This window comes from Microbulbifer sp. ABM4_008 (assembly GCF_056311705.1).
The window spans coordinates 1,382,382-1,407,702 of sequence record NZ_CM149970.1 but is presented as its reverse complement, the minus strand read 5'-3'; the positions used below and the strand labels follow the sequence as shown (position 1 = coordinate 1,407,702).

Here is a 25,321-nt window from a genome sequence, read left to right as displayed (position 1 = left end):
CTACACTCAAGATAAAAATCAAACCTCAAAAATAAATTCACGTCTATTTAACCTGTACCTCCCCCCCAACAATAGTCTCAGTTCGTCTTTACTAATGGAAGGTATTGGAGTTTTGATTTGGCTTACTACTAAAGCCAAATAAATTCTATCACCTCCCAGCGATGATGAATGTTTTTAAAGGTGCCGCATGAAAATGACTAAATATCGAGTAATGCGCCCACACTTACAATCAACAGAGATATAAGGGATACTATTATTATGAAAAAGATCCTTACCGCAGCCTCCATCTGCTTAGCTTCTATTGGAGTGATCGGACTAGCAAATGCAGAAACTTGGTCACCTCCAGGTGCTATCGGGCTAGCAAATGTCGGTACCTTCACAGTTCAAAAAGGCATTTCGCTCAACTGCTCACTATCTGGCAGCGTGAATTCAACAGGAGCTGATGCCGAAGTAGGCAGCATGGCACTCTCAGGCGGGTTTCTCAATATGTGTAGTAGAGTGGTCTTTAATAGCCTACCATACGACTTAGTGGGAAATGCCAATAATACTGTAACCATAAAGAATGTGTCAGTTAAGGCGGTAACGGGAGAGTGTGCTGGAGATCTTACGGGATCATTTAACCAGTCAAATGGAAGAATTACTTTCTCCAACGCCCAAATCCCTAGTGTTGGATCCGGAAGCGCATGTGTAATCAACGGTGTAATATCAACAAACCCTCAATCTTCCTACACCATCCCCTAAACCCAATCTAAGCGCTCAATCACGCCAAATACCACTAGTAAAATAGTGGTATTTGAGCTACCTCAGCAAAAACAGCTCTTTGAACTCAACTGTTTGATTCTTAAAACTTACTTTCACCAGCCCAACAAAAACAAAACGAAAACCATAAGATAATTTAGACAATTCTTTATATATGCGAAGACAGGAGGAAAGTATAAAAATAGTAGTAAACTGATGAAGATATACTACTGCACCAGCTTACTACTCCCTACAAAGAAAAATACATAAAACCTTTTACTCTATTAAAATCAGAACCCTTTACTGATATTAAAACCAACGATACGAGGTTCTAGAGTAAAGACATTAGTAGTAAGCCCTGAGTCATCACTATTAGTAAACATGTCAGTGATAGGCGCATCATCAAAAATATTCTTCACATAGAGTTGCATATACAGATCAGAGTTAGGATTGCTTAAGCTGACAGAAGCATTAAGATTACTCCAAGCTTTCAAGCGATCATACTCAGTGTTGTAAACCCGAGCATAACTTTCCGATTGGCGATAATAATCTGCCCGCAGAGTTAAATCCCAATTCTCAATAGGAATTGTATGCTCAACCCCAAAATTAACTGTAAAGCGTGGTGCATTCGGTAACTCATTGCCACCTAGATCAGCAGCAAAGCCACGTCCACCATTTGGAGCATCAGTTAGCGGGTTATATGGGTCAACCCCATAATTTAAATCATGACGTAGCCAGTCATCGACTTCGATTTCAGGGGTAAATGAACCATACCGGGCAGAACCTGAGCAAAGTGACCAAATAGCAAAGATATCAGGCGCAGCCATAACCGTTTCCACCAAGTCAACAGGGGCAATACAATTGGATGGCACTTGGATACTAGGACGCACTAGCACCCAGTCTTCATTACCCTGAGTGCGATTCATCACATCGATAGATTCTTCTCCATCTGCGATTCGAGTTTTCAGGTAGCCTAAATTCATATCTATCCGAGTTGCCTCTGTAAGCTGCCAGGCAAGCTCGAACTCAAGACCCATGGTCTCTGCATCAAAGTTCTCATTGAGAGAAATTCTGTCAACAATTTGAGAGACTTGATAGTCCGTATAGTCATAATAAAATGCATTAGCATTTAGCGATAAGCTACCATCGAAAAGAATATTCTTACTGCCAAACTCAATCGCATTGACAAATTCAGGTTCAAATGAATCCTCCAGGGGCTGAAACTGTACTATTGCTGGATCAACCTCTGCCCGAGGTGGATTTGTACCACCACCTTTATAACCATGAGCAAAGGACACATAGAGCATGGTCTCATCTGTAAAGGGTGTATCCGCTCTCCAGTCCAAAACTGCACGTCCGGTATACTCTTTCCAATTCTGGGTAACCTGCTCACCCTCTGGATAGCCTTGATGAACAAGCCCTCCAGAAAGCTGACCGGAGGAGACTTCACCCGTTACAGGATCATAATAAGTTCCTAACAGCAGTTGACTGGGCACCGGCGTAGAACGCTTTCGATCATCAGTATAACGAAGACCGGTAGTAAGCTTTACATCATCATTAATTTGCCAGTAGGCCTCACCAAATAAAGCCCAGGAACGAACCTCTACCAAATTCCGGCTAAGAAAATAGTTATGCCCTTCTTCATCAATGTTTTCTATCGAATTAGGATCGATATACATACAATCCGAACCAATATTTTCCGCCGGATCAGTGCAGTTTTGAGAATATAAGAGAAAGTTTTCGTCGTAGCTGGAATTGTATAGGTATTCAGCTAACATACTGAAAATATTATTGAATACAAAATAGTCATCCTGTGTTTTGAAATCTAAGTAATTAGTGCCCACCGAAAAATTCCAGGGGCCATCAAAAGATGTCTGTAGTCGAAATTCCTGGCTCCACTGCTTATTGTCCGATCTACTGATATCTACCGCCAACAATCCTTCTGAAGGACCCAGTTGCGGATCGGTATAGATTCCCCCAGGGGTAGGCTCTAAGTCCCCACCATCATTAAAGATGGGATCTGAAACATAACGGTTATAATCTTGGGAGGAGTAGTAATCATCCTTAGCATAGGTTGACTGAGAGTAAAATGTAAGAGAGTCTGTTAAACCCCATTCAAAATTAAGTTGTACCAAGTCATTTTCTGCACGAAAAACGGGGTCATAACTGGTCTCAATTTTACGGAGGTCACGGGACTGAGTTGTATTTGCGTAAGGATCAGTAAACCAATCAATTACGGGACCATAGGTTGAACCAATTAAACCTGTAGCCAGGATGCTGGCAAAGCCTTGAGCATTCGGCGCATTGTAAGCCTCCTCACTATAAATCGAACTTGGCAAACAACCTTGACTGAAGAAAACCGGTGTAAAGCCCGTTAGCTCAGTATCACCAATCTGCGTCCGACCTGGATCTTTAGTACAAAGCTGCTTCCCCGTGCGTGAACGCTTATCATCTTCCTCAAAATGCTGCCAAATTAGATTGGCACTAAACGATTCACTAGGCTCCCACTCAAAAATTGCACGAGTAGAGTACAGATCACGGTCATTTACATCATTACCGGTATAAGTATTGTAATCAAATCCATCCCGTTTGGTCATGGCTCCGGAAAAACGTACTGCCACGGTTTCTCCGAGAGGCATATTAAACATACCACTAGCGCGCTTGGAGCTATAGCTGCCTACTTCTGCTTTTATCTCTGAGGCAAACTCATCTTCAGGCATAATCGGCAACATATTTACTACGCCAGCGGTAGCATTGCGGCCATAAAGCGTTCCTTGCGGGCCACGTAATACCTCTACTCGCTGGACATCAAAAAATTCTTGTTCGAATAATCGATTACGAATTAAAGGCGTATTATTAAAGCTCACTGCAACCGCCGGATCAGAAGCAGCAGAAACTGCCTTCGTGCCTATACCGCGAATAGAGAAGTTGTAGGTACTGAAGTTGGACTTGGAAAAATTGGCATTGGGGACTGCACGAAGCAGCTCTTCTCCACGCTCAATTTTAAGATCATCCATATTGTCGCCACTGAGAGCAGATACTGCAATTGGTACATCCTGAATACTCTCTTCAATTTTCTGCGCGGTAACCGTAACTTCCTCAATCGCCTGACTGGCACGTTTAGTTCCTCCATTCTCCTGGGCACTGGAAATGGTAGGAGCAACTGCAATTGCCAGAGTGGCAAGAATAGTACTGTACCAAGGGGTAATTTGACATGAATGTCCAGATAGATAAATCGCTTGTGCAATCAATGTTTTCTTTTTGACAGGTTTCATCATCACACTACGTCTCTCTTTATTGTCGGTATTATTGGGTTATTGACCTGATATAAACCTATTTCAGGCTCAACAAAAACTAAGACGCATGAATTAAAAGAAGGGGGGGATAAAAAGATAAAATTTAGATACGTTAAGAAAAATCAGGGTTTTCGACCAAATATCTAGCAGTTTGCAATAGGTGTAACTATAAGGGCTCACCTTTGGAGCAGTACTTAACAAACTATTCTTCGAAAAAATTCTAGTGCAGAACTTAGAGTCAGTCAGCGTTCTCTCACAAACCCATATCAGCCATCAAACTAATATTCAACGTACCTGCCGACATCAAGCAGTTTCCCCCGCCACTTGCCTAACCTTGATCAGTGCGCGCTGTATCAACTCTTTAACAGACTCCTTAGAAATTCCCATTTGCTCTGCAATCGCTTGATAAGTCATACCCTCAAAGCGATGAAAACGGAAAGCTGCGCCAGCCCTTGGCGGCAAACCTAAAATGGCTTCCAGTACACGGGTATAGGCTTGCATTCCTATCACAGTTCGCTCAGGACTGATCATATAAGGAATATCGGCCCTGTAATCAATCGAGTCATGAAGACCTCCACACCTCGACTTCTGACGTCTACCATGGCTAATCAGAAGATTCTTTGCCATAGCATAAATATAAATTCTTGGGTTTTCGATTTTCCCTCCATACTTTTTTATTCGAATATATAACTGAATAAAAACCTCCTGCACCAAATCATCAACATCAGATAGGTTAACCCGGGAAGAAAAGTAACGTTTCAAATCCAACCCATACTCTCCTACCCACTGAGCCACATCATCCTGATAAGAATTTTCCATTTTTTTAGTAGACCATTTCGAACGACCGATCGACCTCTCTGAGCTGCTGGAAAATTTTGTAATAGCATAGTGCAATCTACAGACGCCCAATAAAGACTTTTAAAAATACACAATCGGTCACTTATTTTTTGATCGAATTATTTTTGCCACACAAAACCAACCTTCTTCTTTTGAAACCTATTGCCACTCGGCCAAACTGAAATAAAACTTTAGTTTTATTAAATCAACCTCCCTCAATCACAGAAAACAAATAGAGAAAACATACGATAAACGACCACACCCAGTGACTGGAAAAAAGCAACGCCTAAATTGCAAATACAAAAAAACACAAAGATAAGATTAGCAAACCAAAATCTAACCAAACCGTAGACTATTAACCTTCAAAAGGAGGAAAAATAAAAGAACAATTATTGATACGACCACCGAAACGACGGCAAATAAAATAATACCACTTTACGGAATATAAAAATTGAATTACTCACTTCTTCCAACTTTACCGTAGTAAACTAAATCTTCACGCTTCCATAGAAACATAGAAAGATTCATACTCATTATCTTATTACAAAAAAAATTATTATCATTTGGACAAAAACTTATCGATTGATTTTCAATAAGTATACACTAATGCACTTTCCTGACTTTTCGTTAGTACCTACCTGATGGTGATAGAGTGAAAAGAATAGCACTTTCGTTTATAAAACCCACCAAAATTCAATACGTAATACGTAGTTTTTCTGAATGAACAACCCCAATAATGAGCTATTTCTGCCCTTTACTTTGTACTTTGGGCCTTTGTTTCAGTCTTTCACTCTCTGCGAGCATAGGCACATCCCCATTCAAAACCTCCCCTAGCAGTAGCCTTGAATTAGATAACCTAGTCAGCAAGAGGGTCCACCCAGTGCTCATAAGCTACCGAGAAGTTACGGAGATACTTCCAATCAACGATACTCTCTGGTGTTGGTAACAGATGGAGACTTCACCTCTCAGACCATTTCCGGCGCCACCCAAGTACCAATAGATTTTGGCAAGCTGTAGGAATTCATTCTTGTCGGATTGTCTTGCCCAAACAGCTCTGGCGATCAAGTCAGCCATATCGGTGACTTCACCCTCACCAGCGGCAATACATGGAAACACCTGACAAGCAAAGTAACGGAGTATGCTACTTTCATCCAAAATGTCATTTTACCTACCTATTCAGTACTTATTGCCTAACTGACGGTGGACACACCTTTATAGGTTACTCTTCAGTTGGTCTACTTGGCACTTATATTTTGCTTACGAGGTCAGCCGGATTTGACAACTATATCCTCAGTAGCCCATCCATTTGGTACGAGAATGAAAGCATTCTTAACGTCAAAGCTATATCCGCTCCCACTCCCGAAAAGTACTTATCGGGACTGGCGCCCTAGCCCCCAAGAAAAGTCCAGCCAGAAATAATATGGTGTAGGGAGCAAGAAAGCTTTATAGAAAATTAATCCATACCAAAAAGATTGGGATAGATACCCGGCCACTCGTTGTTCCCAAAGAAAACCATGGTACTCCCTTTCCAGCTACCGCTATTCAGGGCTTGAACTGGTTGAATAGAACAAATTTAAACTAAAGCAGCAGCCTTGGGCATAAGGTGCTAGCTGTGTTAAATAGTAGCCCCTTTAGTTATGACCACTGTAAGCATAAATGAAGAAAAATATGAAAAGCAGAATTTCTGCTCGGCTCTACATACCTACTTCTAACGACCATAACATCAACTTCAAGAGCACAAAACAAGCGAAAGCCAAGTAAAGAAAAAGTTAAGTGTCCAAAACCTAGGTTACAAAAACCAGCGGTATTACTCTCGCTGAATACCCCAAAGGTCACGGTGTATATGCTAATTTTTTCATGGTTGACCAGAATTTTCCTTCTCCTCGAATCACCAGGTTAATACTGCTTCCAGAGTGGAGTGAGGACTATGGTTCTTAACTTTCATGATTACATTACAAATGACAAACTGAGTGATATATCAATACTTGCAACTACTAAAATTTGTAATGACTTCATAGATATAATGGATAAACTGAAGATGAACATCTCCTACCCTCTATTTGAAACCTACCGGATCCCAAAAAATTACTAAGGATCTTGATACCGAACTAGAGGAATACATAAGCGATATATAAGGCATCCATACTAACCGCAGGCTCCTTGCACTCAAAGGAAATCCCGATTAATTTAATATAAACTCGTTAACCGCTTGAAAACCAATTCTTAATCTAAAATAATAGCGTTCATCTAGGTTTGGCAATAAGAAAATATTAAAAACAATGAAAAATAAGGCAAAAAGGATACTTATTCAAACCCCAACGCTTTTTATATTTTTGCTAAGCTCTATTACCGGTACCGCAGAACCTAATACAAATGAAGAACCCCACACTTTTACCACATGGAGCAAACAAACTGCAGAGGGCTATCAAGGCTTTATTGAGGTTCCAGAAGATCGCACTAAGAAAGATAGCCGTAATATCACCCTCCAATATGTAAGGTTTCCTGCAACAGGAAAGAAAGTGGGTCCACCAATAATCTACCTGGCAGGAGGCCCTGGTGGCTCAGGAATTACGGCCGTTAACTATCGCTTTGATATGTTTATGGCGTTGCGACAATTTGGTGATGTTATCGCATTAGATCAACGTGGTAGCGGCCGTTCCAATGACCTTCCCAATTGTGAATCCAAGCAAATTGTACCTTCCCTTGAACCAATCACCGATACCCAGTATATCAACTACCACCGCAAAGCCCTAAAAGAGTGCTTACATTTTTGGGAGCTTACTGGTGTAAACCTAAATGCCTATAATACTCTCGAAAATGCCCGAGATCTTGATGCCATACGGAGCCATTTGGGTGCAGAGAAAATAGTATTGTGGGGAACATCTTATGGAAGCCATCTCTCTTTGGCAGCGGTAAAGGAGATCGAAGGTTCTATTGATAAGCTAATTTTATCCAGTGCAGAGGGTTTGGACCAAACCATCAAGCTGCCCGCCCGAACAGATTACTATCTAAACCGTCTACAACAGGCAGTCAATCAGCAACCCGCAGCAAAAAAAGCCTATCCAGATATTAAAGCACTTATAAGCCGAGTCCATAAAAAACTTGAGTCACAACCATTGAAAATTAAAATCCCTCAACGGGATGGCAGGGAAGTCGAATCCCTCCTACAGCGTAGGGATATGCAACAACTAGCCTCGGCATTCATTGCGGACCCTAAAAGTGTCAGCCATCTACTAAGGTTTTATCGCGATTTGGACCAAGGAGCTACATTAAGTTTCGACAAGGTGCCCAGACGTTACTTCCCCGATGAATTTCTGCAACCAGGCATACCCATATCCCTGCGCCCGATGCCTACGGCGATGGATATAGCCTCTGGAATTGATATGAAGCGTAAAGCACAGGTTGTAGAACAGGCACAAAAATCTCTACTGAAAGACTACCTAAATTTCTCTCTGCACTACGATAATTTAGCGCCAGAGTTGGATCTTGGGGATAAATTTCGGGAAAAGCCAGTCAGCAATATTCCGGTATTACTATTTAGCGGGACCTTGGACGGAAGAACTTACCTGGAAGGTCAATATGAAGCCATTTCAGGGTTCAAAAACGCCACTAAAGTAACAGTCGAAAATGCAGGGCATAATTTATTAATGGCTTCTCCTGAAGTCCAGGATGCGATAAATCTATTTATGGAGGGGCAGCCTATCCCGAATACCCATATCGTAGCCAAACTACCCAACTTAGCTCCATAACCAGTATCCGCCGATCGATAGCTGCGCTGTTAGGGTAAAAGACTCTTCCGCAGCTTTCTCCCTTTCTCGCATCCAACAAACCCTCACATTACCCTTGTCCTAGAAGCAACTGGAGGCTGGGGGATGACCAATATCACCGACGAAGTCCATCGTGGTGCCATCTGTGACCTCAGGGCGTTGCAGCAACCTGGTCTCGACACCTTTAAACGTTACATTCGCGGCAGCTTACCCGGGCCCCCTTTTTGGCGACTAACGGGTATGACTCCCACCGAGGCCGGCCTTGGTAAGGCCACCTATTCTATGCCTATTACGCCGTGGCTAGCTGATGGGACCGGGATCTATTGGGGGGGTATCTATGCGATGTTTGCAGACGCCCCCTTGGCCTCCGCAATATGGACAACCTTGCCAGCTGGTAAAGTCTTGAGCACATCAGAATTAAATATGTGCTTTATTCGACCCATCACTAGCAGTACACAAAATATTGTTGGTAGAGCTACGACCGTTCATTCAGGCAACCAGGTGGGGCTCTCAAGTATTCAGATTAACGATCAGGAGGGGAGAACCCTCGCTTTCGGTAGCACTCGCTGCCTTATTGCCGACTTTCCAGTCAACCCAGATCAGGAGCTTCCAATTCCCGACCTAGGACCAACAGATACACCTGACCCTTATCTTCGCCCTCCTCCAAAAACGTTCTTTTGCGACATGGCACACTTACCGGAGCAAGTCCCTATCGAACTGCAGAGAACCACGATTAGTGAGGGGCGAACTCACCCTATCTGGATGCTCACAGGTTACCGCGCAATAGAGGTTGAAAATGGTCGCTGTATCTCGACTATGCCCTCCTCTCCCTGGTTCTCCAATGGGACCCTTTCTATATATGGTGGACTTTTGGCATGGGCCGCAGATTTCACCATGGGAGGCGCGGTCTACTCCACACTGCCTGCAGGATCTATATTCGCTACTCTGGACATGCATATCCGCTTTGCTCGCCCAGCCAAGCTCAACAGTGGCGACTTGATTCTGGAGGCGCAGGTACTCCACCGCGGCCGGCAGCTGAGAGTATCCTCTTGCAACATTGATACTCCCAGTGGCAAGCGGGTGGCTATTGCTACTGGCTCAGCCCTGGTAATTCCAGGGGGCGCTCAAATGCTGAGTGACGGCAAGGAACCCGATGAAATCATCGCAACTGCTACCTCCGGTAAGCCTTGGACACCATAAAAATCTTTAGCGGTAGTTGGACCATCTTCAGGTAAAATACCCTCACAAACTATCAACCCATATGGTTGGTGAAAATTTGATCAGGCATACCTGTAAAGGCTGCCGAAACTTTAGACTTTCACGGGGAAGAGACTATGGCCTCATTGCAAGACCAACTACTCCAAGCAGGACTTGTCGATAAAAAGAAAGCCAAACAAATCAGCAAAGATAAACGGAAGCAACAGAAAGTTGCGAAGAAGTCTTCACAACCCCAGATTGATGAAACAAAGCTAGCAGCACAAAAGGCTCAAGCAGAGAAAGCCGCTCGTGATCGCGCCCTCAATGCTGAGCGCGATGCGGCTGCACAGCAGAAAGCTATTGCCGCGCAAATCAAGCAATTGGTGGAAAAAAATCGCCAACCTTATTCTGGTGAAATTACTTATAACTTCACTTTCGACAAAAAAATCAAAACCATCTATGTCAGCGAAGAATTAAGGGATCACTTGATTGCGGGGCGCCTGATGATTGTTGTCCAGGGAGAACAATTTGAGTTGGTTCCACGGGTTATTGCCGAGAAAATTGCGGAGCGCAATAGCGATATCGTAATCAGGCCTGCTGAAAGTTCAGCAGTGGTAGATGAAGATGATCCCTATGCAGACTTTCAGATCCCCGATGATCTTATGTGGTAAGCAGTCAAATGGAAAAAGCTGTTACTCAGGCGGTAGAACAATGGCTTACTGATGTGGTTGTCGGTCTCAACCTCTGCCCTTTCGCACGCAAACCTCTGCGTGCAGGGCAAATTCGACTCAAGGTGAGTCCTGCCACAGGAGACGAGGCGCTACTCAGTGATCTATTGTCGGAATTACGTCGGCTCGATACCACTTCGGAATCTGAATTGCTTACCACCTTATTGATTATCCCTAATCACCTAGGGAAATTCAGCGACTACAACCAGTTCCTGGATTTAGCAGAGTGGTTACTGGAACGCAACGACTATGTAGGAACCTATCAATTAGCCAGCTTCCACCCAGATTATCAATTTGCTGGCACTGCAGCCGCCGATGCGGAAAACCTAACTAATCGCGCACCCTATCCTATCTTACACCTGCTGAGAGAAGAGAACCTGGAAAAAATGATTGATCTATATCCAGATCCAGAGAGTATTCCAGAAAATAATATCCGTCGTATGGAATCATTAAGCCATGAGGAAAAACTAAAGTTATTTCCCTACTTATTTCTTCAGGGCAACAAGAAATAATGAAGCCTCTGGCAGAATTATTACGATTAAGGAAGCAGATCCGAGTTATCGGTTTTGATGACGCCCCTTTTGAAAAACGAAGGGGCGCGCCGGTAAAAGTAAGCGGTATTATCTGCACCAAAACTCGCTTTGAGGGAATGCTTTGGGGGCAGGTAAGCAAAGATGGGATGGAAGCTACAGAAACTCTTGCCACACTGCTGAAAGAAAGTAAATTCTACAGCCAGGTAAATGTCGTATTGACCGATGGAGTAGCAGTGGGTGGTTTCAATATTATTGATCTGCCCAAGCTGGCCGATATCTTACAGCGCCCTTGTATCGCGTTAATGCGAAAACCACCAGACATTCAAGCCATTGATAAAGCGCTGCAAAATTTTCCTGACTATCTACTGCGTAAAGAGACCCTGATGAAAGCTGGGAGTATCCATAACTACAATAACTTCCATTTTCAAGTGCAGGGATGTGAACCGGGGATTGCCGCCCAGGTGTTAGAGCAAACCACTGACACTGGGTATGTCCCTGAAGCTCTACGTTTAGCCCATATGATTGGCGCGGCAGTAATGACCGGACAAAGTGGCAAACGCGCATAATTCCAATAGCACAACAGATCTACCATTTGTCGCGGGCAGCTATAGCTCTTCTTTTACCGCGAGAATTATTATATTGCCCACAAATCCTGATATACCCACCTTAAACCTTTTGCCAACCCCACCGGGAAAGTGGAATAGTGGTCCGTACCGCTCACCACCTCTCCACTAAGCTTTAATCCACGATAATTACGCGACTGTAATTTAGCAAGAAATCTCTTATGCCCATCTACCATATCATTACGCATGTGGCTCTTTTGTATTGTCTCCAAAGCGCCAGTGGCAATATAGACGTTTACAGGCAGTGTGTTGTTATGGCTTGCATATTTATTCTCCAAATCAAAGATCATTTCATCCTTAAACCAAAGAGAAGGACTTGTCAGGATATAAGTGGAAAACAACTGTGGATTGGTAAGTAATACCCAAGCACCAAAAGATCCACCCAATGAATGACCTGAAAGAATCCTACGTGTGGGATCCCCCCTAAAACTCCCCTCAATAAAGGGCATTACTTCTTTTTCAATAAACTGTAAGTACTTACTGGCTCCACCAGTTGTATAACGCTTCCACCCACTATCGACTACGGGCGTGAGATCTCGAACTCGACTATACTGCCCGTTTTCTCCGTGAGCGAATGAAATAGCAACTACGATGGCTTTATCCATATCCTTAAAGTGTGTAACACCCGAGGCAACCTTAAATGTATGAGGCCCATCATTAAGGTAAATTATCGGGTAGGTCTTATTTTTATTGTCATCGTTCGAGTAACCTGATGGTAACTTCACATATAAGTCGTATTTGCGTTTGAGAATATCAGAGTCAACTGTGTATATTTTAGATCCACTTAACTCAAAAGATTCAGAAACCTTGGTAATGAGGGGCTCTGCAATTAGTGAATTAGACAGCACCAGAATGGCTATCAGCAGAATAGCTCTAATCATATTTAACCTAGTTTAATTTTATACTCAATATTGCTTTAAGAAAAAATTCGCTACCAACAAAATGTAATTCAGTTAAACCCTGAATATAATAAGGTGAGAGAGAAATAAAAAAGATAAAGAAAAGCTTAATTATGAATCAAACTGATTTGGTTGAGCGTACTTTATCAATTCATCTTGAATCTTTTGAACCTGTTGAGAAAATTGATTTAAAGAATCTCCTACCAGCCCCTTACTAATAGGGAGGTCAAGCCTTAATGGATCAACAGCCGTACCATTTTTATGAATCTCATAGTGCAAGTGACGCCCCTGCACACGACCTGTAGCGCCAAGGTAACCGATTACCTGCCCCTGTTTTACTCTTCCCCCTTTACTAATTCCTTTCGCGTACCCCTTAAGGTGCGCATAAATAGTCTTTATCCCGGAGCCATGGCGAATACGAATATAGTTGCCGAAACTACCAAAATAAGAAGCTCGCTCAATAATACCATCACCTGCAGCCAATATCGGCGTGCCCAAAGGGGATCCAAAGTCCAAACCTTTATGTACTCGGGTATACCCTAGGACTGGGTGCTTGCGACGCCCAAAATAAGATGACAACCTTGCATTCTCTAACGGAGTACGCATTAGAAACCCTCTAGAGCCTTGGCCATCAGGGTAAAAATAATCCACCCCCTGAGGTCCCTCAGTAGAAAACCGATATAAACTTATCTTTTCTCCACTAAGAATAAGCTCAGCAAATAAAATTCTATTTAGTTTTTCCTTTCCAGTTTGGCTATTGAACAAGGTATCATAGAAAACAGAGAATTGATCACCTGCTCGAATCTGCCGTTGAAAATCTACGGAATAACTAAATATTTCATTTAGTTTTGTGAGTACAGAATTAGATAGGCCAGACTCTTTTCCACTTTGGTATAAACTGCCCGAAATTTCACCTTTAACATAGTATTTCCTGGCATCGACAGGAGATTCAAATTGATTAGTTCTATAATTGTCTCCATGTCTAACCAACTCCAAACTCTCTGCAAAGCCAACAACCAAGGTAAGCTTATTAAGCTTTCCAGTGGTATCTATTGTTAAGTTAAATTCCTTACCAACTGGTAGGATACTGACATTGACATGTTCCGATAAAGCCTGAATTATTTTATACGCTTCTGCACGATCGACTCCACTATCCACCAATAGTGATAAAACCCCTTGGTTTTTAGCTAGTTGAACTTTTTTTGTGCGCTCTAGATATTCTTCCTCAACTCTATATGGAGGGGCCACCTCCCTACGCTGCATCCCTTCATCTTGATGTACCAAGGATAGATCATTGAGTAGGGGCAATGTAAAAGATAAATCATATTGTACCGATTTAACATTGGAATGGTTTTCCAATAACGGCCCTGCTATCGCCAGTGATTGAATCGATAAAAGAACCAGCAACAAAGCCATCCTCCAGATATCGATCAGAAAGAAAATAGTTAATCGCCTCACGGGTAACCCTACTTTTCTTAAGTAATAAATCACACTCCCCCCTTACTTCGCAAGCAAAGTGTCTGGGTTGATTCGCTTGCCTTCTTTGATAAGTTCAAAGTGAAGATGTGGCCCTGTTACACGCCCTGATATACCCACAGTTCCTATCGCCTGGCCGGCACGTACTGACTGCCCTGCCTCAACTTCCCGCTCATTTAAATGGGAGTACAGAGTTTTCGTATTATTACCATGATCAATAATTATGATTTTCCCATAATTTTTATGCTTATAATCATCAGTAGAGACTATTACAACACCACTTTCAGCTGAAACCACCGGAGTACCAATCGGTGCCGCAAAGTCAGTACCTTCATGGTTTTTTTTGCGAATTTTACTGAAATCACCAAAAGGGCTACTAATACGGGCACTCTCAACCGGGACTGTCAATTTGGTAATCTCCACTGAAGCCATTGTTAATCCCGGTTTTAACAGTAGCCCTCCGAGTATTAAAATGGTTGAAAAACTGCAGAACAACATAGCGCGTAAATAGACACCTAACTCGCCATTATTAGCCCCCGCCCTTGAGGCTTCCATAATATTCAAAAGTCTGCGTCGGAAAAAAGGAGCCTGACTCCTACCACCAGAGAAAGAGAAAGCTACAACCCAGTCACTTGTTCTTTGTGAAGAGTTCCGTCGAAGAGTGTCAATCATTGCTTGTGCATAAACACGGTATAATTCTCGCTTACATGACTTTAGAACTTCGCGATCGCACCCCAACTCTATCGCCCAGCTGAATCGAGACTTCATCCAACCTAAGAAGGGATTGAACCATAGGATGCAAGTAAATATATGCACAATCAGAATCAACAAGGGGTCAAGCCTTTTCAAGTGCATAATTTCATGCTCAATGATTAGATGACGCTCCGTTTCATTCATTGATAAAATATAGGAGGGAAGCACCAATTTACGACTGAATAGCTGCATCACAAATGGTGTAATCGTTGAGTGTGTTATAAACACCTGAGTTTTACTTCTGATTAGAAAATCACTTTGAGATGAAGTAAAAAACTGGTCAAATTTACCAATAGAAAGCTTATTATTTGCTATTAAACGCAATTTCTTGCCATAGAAAAACTGACTTACTACCACTTTAGATAAGGTAAAAAACACCCCGCACAGATATATAAGCAACCAAAGAAAAGCCAGTAATTCAACAGAACTCAAAGAGGTAGATACATACTCATGCAGAACTACGTTAATTGGTGGTATAGAGGTAACCTCATAAGCTGGCGGTAATTCAAAATTCAGATCCGGAGCAATACCCAACGTTAACTGATCGCTCAATTGCGCAAGAAAAAATGGGGAACCGGCAGCAACCATTGCACACAACCAGAAACTTCGCCAATGGTATATCGCATTAAAGCTGTCTTTATTTCTAGCTGTTGCCAGCCAAATAACAATGAAAACCAACCCCGCCCACAATATTGAGAAGAAAGAAGTAGCTAGAAAATCCAGTGCAAATGGTAGAACTGTAGAGACTATCTCGGCCATAGCCTATTCACCATCCTTGCTGACCGGCTCAGAGTCAGGCCAGGAATCGAGTACTGCCTGAAGCTCCTCGATATCTTTATCACTCATTAACTTACTGCCGGCAAACATCGACACAGGAAGGGGACCATCAAGCTCTAATACTCTTTCAGCGAAATCTTTTGCATATGACGCCAGAGTTTCCACCTTCTCAATCGCAGGGCTATAAACATGGATTCCATGGATCTCAGATTGAGCCACAAACGACTTATCCCGCATCCGATCTAGTGTCTTTCGAGTAGAGGAGTATGACCAACCCAATTCAGGTCCTACCCGATCATGTAACTCTCTGGCACTCAGCGGTTCTCGCCTCCAAAGGGCTTTCAACAGCGCAAGTTCTGATGGGGACGGTTTTACCTTTTTCATTTTATCTTCCCGTGTGACAGTCAGGGCTAGTGTGCGACAAGCGTCGCATTCGGTCAACCACCCTGCAGGGAAACTTGTTAGGTTGTTTTTTATACAGCCAGGATCGTAAACAGTTTTTGCCGGCTGGCAAAAAGTTAAAAGCTATCGATAGACCAATCGATTTTGATCAGTTTAAGCACCAACCAATATAAGGTTTGAAAGCGCTTGCAACCAACTCAAAACCTCAGGGCTTGCTGCACCAGTGCCAAGCAAAGCCCCAATCCAAAGATATAAGTGCCTACGGCACCCAAGAAGCGCATTGGGTTAGGCTTTGCCATAGTGGAGGGAAACAAGATGCCTGCAACAAAAAGAAATCGACAGGCGGTCAGCAGAATAACAAACCACCAAACCCAGGTAGAAGACTGCCCTAAGCTCACTAAGTAAATAAGTACCATCAAGAGGGGAGCATATTCTGCTGTATTTGCATGGGCCCTTACCCATTTGTGTAGGGTATTATCGGGGTCGAAAGAATGCCCAACTAAAACCTCATACTTACCGCGCCCAACAGTAACCAAGGCGCCGAGCAGAAAGGATAATGCCGCTAAGAGCCCAATACACAAATAGTAAACATTCATAGAAATCTCCATTTCCTATGTTATTTGTACAGGGAGGGCATTTTAAGCCTCGCCTCCCCGCCCTAGTTGTTCACACTATATAAGCATCGTTTTCAGCTACATTTTAAAGAATCACAGCAGTAGCTCTGGAGCCTGTCGCGAACAATGCAACCAGAGAAAACTGTGAAAAACCTTGATCAGTAGATAGATACTCTTTACACCAAAACCTAAGTTCATCCGACCATTTAACCAAAGCTTCCTGCCTCTTCGGCTCAGCATCATATTGGGAAGCCAGTCCAGCAAAGTGACAGTGCACAACTACTTTAGAGTCATTGCTTCGGCTATCATCAACTACAGATACCGTCATAGAAGCAGATACAGACTCCCAACTAATCAGGAAGTACAGAGAAGTATCACTTACATTTTCATCAAGCTTGGAAATTGCGAGCTGTAATACCTCGGAAAGGTCCTGATAAATATCATCATTCGCCAAGGCAGTACTTTCCGATCGGTGTAACTCATGCTCCGTAGCAGTTTTATTTTCACCACCAAAGAGGCATGTCGACTTTTCTATCTGCCAAGCCAATCTCATAAACCCTCCAAATACATCAAGACTGAACAAAGAAATATTCTACGAGATTTATGAGTAGAGCACACTTCATCCCCTCCCAGCTTGCATACTCTTCTCCATATTCAAGCTCAAAGTAAGGCAATTCCCCTTGAAAATACTCCAAGAGTTGACCTCAAATGACAACTCTACTACTTCGCGTCGGGGCGCTCTGATACACGCATGGTAATATCGGCATGAAATACTTCCTCTCCATTAGTATCAATAACGCTCACAGGCATAACAACATCGCCAGCCTCAATGGTTTTAAACCCTGGATACTCACAAACGGCTCGTAGATTAGTCTTCGCCATTTTTAAGTACTTGACTTCCATCCCTACTGGTATCCAGCGAAAGCGTCGATCCAAAGACACATCCAAACAAACACCGCCAGCTAATTCAGCGGCGTTACACATAGCGATAGCATGTACAGTACCGATATGATTTGTCACGCTCCAACGCTTATTCAGTAAAACCTCCACTTTACCCGGTGATAATTCCAGGAAACGCGGCTTGATTGAACGAAAATACGGTGCCTTAAGTGCCACTAATTTAGACACCAGCCAGCGGCCCAATGCCGAGCCGCCAAATCGCCCCCAAAGATTAAGTACTGGGCTTTTAGAAGATTGATAGTCCATCTTACCTCTCCATCCTATACATCGAACCGCCACTCTATATGGGCGGTCTTAAGCTATTTAGGCCACTATATATCAACTTCCGGTAGTCCAGGATAATCAGATCTATCAGTTTTATTGACATGGGCTATTCCAAGCGCAGAAATGCCCAAGAGGAGGTTTGGTTCATAAGCGAGTGCAACTAATAGGGCTAGAACTAATAATTTGTATTCCTTAATAGCATATCCATTAATAGGTAAAGTAAGTATATCTGCAAGCTGATAGGCATACTAAATGGCAATCGCTACTGCGCACCTTGAAAGATTGTTTTTGATGTCCAAAAAATTCACTCAGACAATCTTTTACAAAAAAGCTTAGATTGAGTAGCTAGTTATATGTCAATTAATACTGAAGATTAGATATCGAAAATTGTCAGACCAGAAAATCTTAGATTAAATTCTAACTATACTTCTCGCTGCGGTACCTGCTTTATTCATTTCTAAGACATCTAACTTTCAATATATCCACCATAATTAAGGGTACATTATAAATTTGTCAGAAATTTAATATTGCGAAGGGTATGATCGCGACTCCCACAACGCACCAACAATATTAGATTCCCAGAATATCTACTCCACTAAAGGGCTTCCGTTCATGGGTCTAATTTTATTTAGCCGCAAATCTATCACTACTTTTTCGCCACACCTATATATATCGGGATATGATTTTATGCTATATCACTTACCAATTGCTACCGGCCTGGTCCTAATAGAGACCGAGAAGCTCGCAGTCTACCGGTGAAAATTGGAGCTTCTAGTTAACATAAAAAATTAATTCCTATTCATGGGAGCGACTCAATCAACCCTAGCAAGGCTATATAATGGAGAGAATCAAGCTGTGTAAATTATCGAGTAAGAATAAAAATCCAGCTAAAAGATTTTTTCCCAAATGTAAATCTAGTAGAGGCATCTACAAAAGGAAAGACAAGCAATAATTAGGTAAGAAGAACAAAAATCTCTAACAGAAAATGTTATTTATATTTACATCCAAGGATAAAAATATCTTTTCTGAAAATGAGACAGCCCTACCGAATAGACTGTCCCATAAATTATCTCACGACAACTTTCGACGGTATTCCCTCGGCAACATACCCTTATTTCGGCGAAATGCCCTTCTAAGCTGTTCTTGAGACTTAAAACCACAGATAGTAGCTATACGCTCCTGAGTTAACGCTTGAGTTGCTAAAAGCTGGCAAACCTTTTCAATGCGAATTTTCTCAACGAATCGACCTGGAGTTACTCCCATATCCCGAGTAAAGCAGCGAGCAAAGTTTCTCGGGCTCATAGATGTCTTTTCCGCGAGACTATTAACGCATAAAGTTTTATCCAAATTACTATGAATCCATTGTACCAGCTCTAAAAAACGATCACTCTTTAACTGGCTCATAAGATAAGTGCTACTTTGTTTATGATCTCCATCTCTCTTGAGATATAAGACCATTAATTGAGCAACAGCTAAAGCAATACCCCGACCAAAATCATCCTCTACCATTGCCAAAGCCATATCAACCCCCGCACTAACACCTGCAGAAGTATATATATGATCATCTTTGACAAATACAGATTCTGAATCGACATCCACTTCTGGGAATCTCTTCAGCTGATCAATATATCTCCAATGGGTAGTGGCACGCCGACCATTTAGCAAACCTACTTTTGCGAGAATCAGAGCTCCATTGCCAATAGAGCCTATACGCTTAACTAAACCAGACTGAAGAGAAAGCCATCTACTCAAACATTCACTGATATTCAAATCATCAGCAGCATTAAGATTACCGCTCACAAGGAGAGTATGAATTCCTCTTGAATCAGTAAAACATCTATCTGAGCATATCCTTAAACCTGATGAGATTTCCTTGGTATCTCCATCTTCGGCTAAGAATTCAACCTCATACTGATCATCACAACTAAAGCCCCTATCCTTTAGCTGCTGATTTGCCAGCGAAAACACTTCTGCGGGCCCCATTACATCTAATGAGTGTGCCCCAGGGTAAAATACGATAGATACTTTCTTTTTACAGTTCATTTTAAATTGCAGAATAAGCGTAAAACTATATACCAAACTCAAAAATCACTGTGCGGATTACTAACTTATTAAAAGAAACTTCAGGAATACTATCTTGGGTAGCCCAACCACCTCAGAGGAAGGTGAAAAAACGCCATAGCGGAAGCTGAATAAAACCTAAATAAAATCCAGATTAACTGGAAACACTACTAATAAGTTAATTCTTCACTTGATCTGAGTAATATACCAGGTGGCTACTACCCAATAGTGAGAATTGATCACACGATGATTCTTACCCCAATTAGAGACTACAGGCAAACACACTATCCATCAGCCATACTCTCATCATCCATATACATAAAAATGCTATTTAATAAGGCACCTTCAGAACCAATATCACAAACTGTTAATCCTGTATAATTAAGCAATCCTGACCCTAAGGTACCAGCTTTTTCTATTCTGTAAAGTAATAACGATATTTTTTTTCGGAATATATAGTCGTATATGAAACAGCCCTGCATCCTGCCAAATAAACTTTGATTGCGGCCAATAATTACAACTAAGAAACACTACCCAGCCACATCAACAGAAGAGCCACTTCAAAGACCTAACGCCATTAAAGGAAAAAGATAATCATTCCTAATAAAAAGAGCTGTAAATATCTAAAGTCCTATTCATCTCAGCTAATATGAATTGATTCAAGGCAAGAAACAAAAGAAACTCACATTTATCGCCTAAAGCCTTCGCTCTATCGTATAACGACCTAAAAGCCCGCAAGAAGTGCACCGCCGTACCACTTACTTATTCACTCATATGAGCATCAAAATATTGATGATCTCATAGAAATTTAAATAATTTATCGACTCAAATAACCTCAGGCTTAGTAAGCTCTCTAACATATTGTTACAGTCGGTTGGGTGCTGAGCCCCATAGCTGGGACTTTCGAGGGTTATTAAATATAGATAGGCTTCAGGCTACGCATGGTAATCTGCTACTTCCAGGGCGGATAAGCAATGACTACCGACAACCTTGGCAGGATAGCCAAGACTTCAGAAAGTGAGTTTTCATTATTTATGGAAAATAACACACTAAAGCTATTGCCCTTTATGTTGCCGAAAGCCCTATCTAGCAATTTAACCCGCATAGACTTATATAAGCTAAAAAGGACAGCAACTTGTCTTCATGTAAAGAAGCACTGAATATGATTTATCTCAAAATGCAATACTGCTGTAAAAACTTACGAAAATTAACGTATTCAAGCTTTCGAGTTAACCCCCTATATCACAGACAACTTATAAGCCTTTACGAAATAATACTTCATTTACTTTGATCGTCATTCTTAAGCTGTTGAATAAGCGTATCACCAGACCAAAAGAATCTGACACAACCATCATAATTTTCCTTTCTTACACATCGCCCCAAGGGGTCGTATTGATACCGAATCACATCCTGAAATTTCTCTACACCTTTTTCTACTTTTAGATTTTCTATTTTTATCAACTTTTGCTGACAATTATAATGGTATCGAATCCTCTGTGCCCCCTCCCCTCCAACTTCTTCAACACGACCTGTAGAAGAGGTATAACCACGGGATATATTGCCATTATCAACGATTCTATTCTCAATAACTTCTTTGCCAGGATTCTGACTATCAAGCTTACTCGTCGAGTTAAGCTTACCTAGGAGACTATCAGCGGGGTCATAAATTAAGAAGGCAAGAAACTGATCTGAATCACTCTTACAAAAGTTATGAACATTAAAGATATTTTTATTAACCTTGCCGGAATGATTAACTATGGCAAGTGAACAGCTACTATTCGGCAATAAATTCAAAATATTTGTAACTGTATCAGTTGACCTTTCAAACTTACTGACAATAAAGCCTTGCACATAAACCTGAGGATCATAATTGTCCAGAGGTTTCAACCCTTCGGTTGTTTTTATCAACAAAGAATTGAAATTTCCATTTACTGAGGAGAAGGGTGAATTCTCAGATTCCACAGAATGATCAAAGATAAATTTAACATTTTCTTTTCTGGATAGTGAAGTTGCCGTAAGATTATCTAAAATATCATACTTATAACTGAGCTTACTATCATCTTGCCATTCCGCTACAATACGACCACTAGCATCATATTCCCACTTCAGACTACAGTAATTATTTTTAGCTTCGATCAGTTGCCCTAGGCAATTATATCTAAAGCTATTAACGCCCTCTAGCGTAGTTTCTTTTATTAACTGGCCCAGCAAATCACGTTCAAAGTAGATATCGGTACCAATGCCTGATTGAGAAGCAATTACTTCCGTAGAATTTACTAAGTGGCCAGCGACATTATATGCATAGTGGGTAACACGACCATAGAAATCCTCCTCTTCTATTAATCGGTTATTGAGATCATATTTCAGCCGATAACACTCACCCTTTTCATTTATAAGGCAAATTAAATTGCCCTCTCCATCATAATGATATTCTAATTGACTGCCACTGGAACTAGTCTTGCTCTTTATTTGATGGAGTGCGTTATAAGAATAACGCGTATAATTCCCATCCTTATCTAATATTTCTGAAACTAATCCATGCTGGTTAAACCTGCACTGAATATCTGTATCTTTTTGAGCAACCTTAACATTGATCCGACCCTGATCCTCATTCTTGCAAGAAGCCTCTTTCGTCTCAGCAGGCGTTAACAATTCCGTGCGAATATCAACATCATATCTACAATCAATAGATCGTCCGAAGGGGCAACTTATTCTTAATAGCTTATTGCTGCTTCCCCACAGATAACTCGTAACATTACCTAATGAGTCACTAATAGAATTAATCATGCCAGCAGAGGTATAGTCATATTTCACTTGGTTGCCGAGCGGGTCTTCAGCTAGCACCAGCTGTCTTTTTTTGTTGTAACTATACTGCCAACTGCTATCTGATGGATCAGTATACTTTGTGGCGAGACCTTCATTGTTATATTCAATTTGATAATTATTACCGGCCACATCTATCTTCTCGGTCAAGCGACCCTGATTGTCATATCGGAATAACTCCTCACGTATAGTCCCATCAGTACTGGGTAGCCGTACCTTTGTAACGTGACCTAGCTCGCTGTATTCATACCACGTTTCTCCACCTTCAGCATCTTGATGGAACGTGAGTAATCCGCGATTATTGAAGTGAAAACGTTGCCGCCCGCCTCTCGTGTCACACATCGTTGCTCCGTGACCACTTTCCTCCCAGATAAATTGATAACTGTAAGCAGCTTTTTCGTCAATAGGGTCCCCCCACTGCCGTATACAATGAGCTGAACTACCCTCAGCATCCCACTGAAAATAGAAACTATAACCAGTTTTTAAAGTTCTTTGTTTAATAAGGCCTTTGTGATAAACATACTTTTCATTATTGCCAACACTGTCTATAGCTTCAGTCAGATTATTTTCACTATCAAAGACATATTGAGCTACTACTTCAGAACTTCCCGAATTATTTTCTTTTGTCAAAGTATTTATAAGGTGACTTTCAGGAGATTCATCAAGCGAGCTAATGTATAAAATTTCACCGGAACTACTCTCGACCGATCTTAAATAATCCCCTGAGTAGTTGAATAAATAAAAGTTATCGTTATCATCCCGAATCTCAGCGAGCTTTAACGCACCAGTTTCACCAGTAGCTTTAAAATGTCTTTGTACTCCATTGGAAATTCCATATGTCGTAATGATCCAATGCTCATCGTTTACTCGCGTGAGAGTTAATCTCTCATAAATATTATGACTGCGCGAGCTATTTCCGGGAGCTGGCAAGCTAATTATTCTACCTTCAGAATCAAAGAAGAGTATGGGTTTGCCTGGACGCCAAACCAAGCGCTCGCTAAATGTATGAGTCCAGCCACAACCCAATCCGAAATTTCTTGAATTACTACTGCGATAGGTACGAGTTACCGATAAGGGTAGTGACCCCTCCAATACAAAATCTTCTAAAGTAAACTGAACCTCTCCAGTTTTTAGATTTACAGACCTAGTTACTTCACCAGTAACATTATCGCTCTGACATATATCGGAGTTATAATTTTCACCTACTTCGCTAATGTGGTTATCAGTATCATATGAATAATCCCTGACACAATTTATCTTATAAAATTCAGACTTTACATCATGGGGCACTGTGAAAGCTTGTTTACTACCCCTTTTATTTTCTCGCAGCTCGTTACCCACTTTGACTTGCACTAAATTTCGACTATTTTTTCGGGGTGCAGCTATTTTGGGGGTTTTCTTTCCGGATACAGCAGTGCTTTTGCCTACTGTCGGATATCCTGAATTTTTAGCAAGTATTTTCCTTTGCTTTTTTGTCCTGGCAAAATCAAACATTAAATCGCCAATATTACGAAAAGCATTCACTAAGCGCTTATTCTTAGTTAAGGATGTTATAGCTACATCTCCCTCAGTCAATGCCGCAAGTGCTATAGTCAAAATGATCTCAAAAGTACCACTTGCAGTTAAGTTTGTGTGCTGCAAGCTATGTTGTGTTTTAATGTAGTCCTGGGCAAAATGAAAAACTGCTCCCCGAAGAGTTGGGTCACTATAAATAACCTCGGCTATGTTGAAACTCAAGCGGAGCTGCTTTTTTGAAACAGAACTGGGATTAAAGCCTAGTACATCAATCACACCTCGATACAGGGAGGTTACACATTCATCAGCTTCTTCTTCTGGAGTTTCTTCATATAAGACATAATTGATTGCCGCAGAGCTAAACTCAAATGATTGACGTGCTGGACTTACTATCTTCTCAACATCAACAGCACTCTTTGACCAAATCGATAAGCGCCACACAGAGCTGTCAGTTTCTTTTACTTTCTTTTTTGCAGTTGTTACACGCTTCACCCAACTCCAATCAGTTTGCTGGCTAATAAAAGCCTTATCTGCAACTTCCTGCGTAATAATTTTCTGCAAGCCCATACGAATCTTAGCAACCAACTCTGTTTGTAGATCCCCCAATGCCGAATATGGCAATGGGGCCTCTTCAATAATCAGTTGATTCTGAGCCAATGCCCGATAAATGGCTTTATCCCGCTCATTAAGATAGCCAGGCACATTACTTAATCGCGATTGAGATGGGGGACGCTCTTGCTCAGGGTCTATATCTGGCGCAAAGGTTGTGTATAAGCCAAGGTACTGGTCATACACTAACTGAAGAGTGTTAGTATCGAACATCCTCAATAATTCAGCAGCATCAATCTTTCTAGAGGGACCCGTCTGGCATATCCATCCAGGCCGCACCGCATAACGAGAGCCCTGAGAGTTTTCGATATAGAGCTGTATCAAAAGTTAAATCCTATCAACCGCTGACCGACTATTCTGCGGTCATCAAAAAACGAATCCATTCAAAGCACCTAAACTAGGTGCTCAACTTCGACATAATCATTTCTACTGGGACGATTTTTCTTTCA

The 25,321-nt window shown here is 41.7% G+C and carries 18 protein-coding genes; 6 read left to right on the top strand and 12 right to left on the bottom strand.

Annotation, left to right across the window (positions count from 1 at the left end):
- The first annotated feature begins 258 nt into the window (after positions 1 to 258).
- Entirely contained in the window at positions 259 to 741 is a 483-nt protein-coding gene (locus ACYX4J_RS06160) for a hypothetical protein (RefSeq protein WP_476178096.1), read from the top strand.
- A gap of 287 nt (positions 742 to 1,028) precedes the next feature.
- Here ACYX4J_RS06160 and ACYX4J_RS06155 read toward each other — a convergent pair whose 3' ends face one another.
- The 3 genes from ACYX4J_RS06155 to ACYX4J_RS06145 form a co-directional block, all read right to left on the bottom strand.
- A complete protein-coding gene (locus ACYX4J_RS06155) occupies positions 1,029 to 4,016 on the bottom strand; it encodes a TonB-dependent receptor (protein ID WP_476178095.1) in 2,988 nt (995 codons plus the stop codon).
- 321 nt (positions 4,017 to 4,337) lie between these two features.
- Positions 4,338 to 4,853, bottom strand: a complete 516-nt coding sequence (locus tag ACYX4J_RS06150) for an RNA polymerase sigma factor (protein WP_476178094.1) — start codon at positions 4,851 to 4,853, stop codon at positions 4,338 to 4,340.
- Positions 4,854 to 5,762: 909 nt separating this feature from the next.
- Complete coding sequence (locus ACYX4J_RS06145; protein WP_476178093.1) at positions 5,763 to 6,026, bottom strand: hypothetical protein; 264 nt, start codon at positions 6,024 to 6,026, stop codon at positions 5,763 to 5,765.
- Positions 6,027 to 7,150: 1,124 nt separating this feature from the next.
- On the opposite strand from ACYX4J_RS06145, the gene ACYX4J_RS06140 reads away from it, so the two are divergent.
- The 5 genes from ACYX4J_RS06140 (at position 7,151) to ACYX4J_RS06120 (ending at position 11,662) form a co-directional block, all read left to right on the top strand.
- A complete protein-coding gene (locus ACYX4J_RS06140; protein WP_476178092.1) occupies positions 7,151 to 8,620 on the top strand; it encodes an alpha/beta fold hydrolase in 1,470 nt (489 codons plus the stop codon).
- Between the two features lie 123 nt (positions 8,621 to 8,743).
- Positions 8,744 to 9,838: a PaaI family thioesterase gene (locus tag ACYX4J_RS06135; RefSeq protein ID WP_413662716.1), complete on the top strand. Its 1,095-nt coding sequence runs from the start codon at positions 8,744 to 8,746 to the stop codon at positions 9,836 to 9,838.
- Between the two features lie 134 nt (positions 9,839 to 9,972).
- A complete protein-coding gene (locus tag ACYX4J_RS06130; RefSeq protein ID WP_413662717.1) occupies positions 9,973 to 10,506 on the top strand; it encodes a DUF2058 domain-containing protein in 534 nt (177 codons plus the stop codon).
- Between the two features lie 8 nt (positions 10,507 to 10,514).
- The gene (locus ACYX4J_RS06125; RefSeq protein ID WP_413662718.1) at positions 10,515 to 11,075 is read left to right on the top strand and encodes a DUF1415 domain-containing protein; all 561 of its coding nucleotides are present in this window, start codon (positions 10,515 to 10,517) and stop codon (positions 11,073 to 11,075) included.
- Positions 11,075 to 11,662 (top strand): endonuclease dU, encoded by a 588-nt coding sequence (locus ACYX4J_RS06120; protein ID WP_413662719.1) that lies wholly within the window; start codon positions 11,075 to 11,077, stop codon positions 11,660 to 11,662. The genes ACYX4J_RS06125 and ACYX4J_RS06120 overlap by 1 nt, the downstream gene beginning before the upstream one ends.
- Positions 11,663 to 11,730: 68 nt before the next feature.
- On the opposite strand, the gene ACYX4J_RS06115 is transcribed toward ACYX4J_RS06120, so the two are convergent.
- The 9 genes from ACYX4J_RS06115 to ACYX4J_RS06075 form a co-directional block, all read right to left on the bottom strand.
- On the bottom strand, positions 11,731 to 12,600 hold the full coding sequence (locus ACYX4J_RS06115; protein ID WP_413662720.1) for an alpha/beta hydrolase: 870 nt from the start codon (positions 12,598 to 12,600) through the stop codon (positions 11,731 to 11,733).
- Between the two features lie 129 nt (positions 12,601 to 12,729).
- Entirely contained in the window at positions 12,730 to 14,028 is a 1,299-nt protein-coding gene (locus ACYX4J_RS06110) for a peptidoglycan DD-metalloendopeptidase family protein (protein WP_476178091.1), read from the bottom strand.
- A 90-nt stretch (positions 14,029 to 14,118) separates the two neighbouring features.
- Positions 14,119 to 15,606: a M56 family metallopeptidase gene (locus tag ACYX4J_RS06105; RefSeq protein WP_476178090.1), complete on the bottom strand. Its 1,488-nt coding sequence runs from the start codon at positions 15,604 to 15,606 to the stop codon at positions 14,119 to 14,121.
- A gap of 3 nt (positions 15,607 to 15,609) precedes the next feature.
- Entirely contained in the window at positions 15,610 to 16,008 is a 399-nt protein-coding gene (locus tag ACYX4J_RS06100; RefSeq protein WP_444907712.1) for a BlaI/MecI/CopY family transcriptional regulator, read from the bottom strand.
- Positions 16,009 to 16,223: 215 nt separating this feature from the next.
- A complete protein-coding gene (locus tag ACYX4J_RS06095) occupies positions 16,224 to 16,622 on the bottom strand; it encodes an MAPEG family protein (RefSeq protein ID WP_444907711.1) in 399 nt (132 codons plus the stop codon).
- 103 nt (positions 16,623 to 16,725) lie between these two features.
- Positions 16,726 to 17,193 (bottom strand): hypothetical protein, encoded by a 468-nt coding sequence (locus ACYX4J_RS06090; protein WP_444907710.1) that lies wholly within the window; start codon positions 17,191 to 17,193, stop codon positions 16,726 to 16,728.
- A 167-nt stretch (positions 17,194 to 17,360) separates the two neighbouring features.
- Positions 17,361 to 17,846, bottom strand: coding sequence for a hotdog fold domain-containing protein (locus ACYX4J_RS06085; RefSeq protein WP_444911193.1), 486 nt, complete (start codon positions 17,844 to 17,846; stop codon positions 17,361 to 17,363).
- Positions 17,847 to 18,935: 1,089 nt separating this feature from the next.
- Positions 18,936 to 19,907: a GlxA family transcriptional regulator gene (locus ACYX4J_RS06080; protein ID WP_413662727.1), complete on the bottom strand. Its 972-nt coding sequence runs from the start codon at positions 19,905 to 19,907 to the stop codon at positions 18,936 to 18,938.
- Positions 19,908 to 21,203: 1,296 nt separating this feature from the next.
- Positions 21,204 to 25,196 carry a DUF6531 domain-containing protein gene (locus ACYX4J_RS06075; protein ID WP_476178089.1) on the bottom strand — a complete coding sequence of 1,331 codons (3,993 nt, stop codon included), beginning with the start codon at positions 25,194 to 25,196 and terminating at the stop codon, positions 21,204 to 21,206.
- Between the last annotated feature and the right edge of the window lie 125 nt (positions 25,197 to 25,321).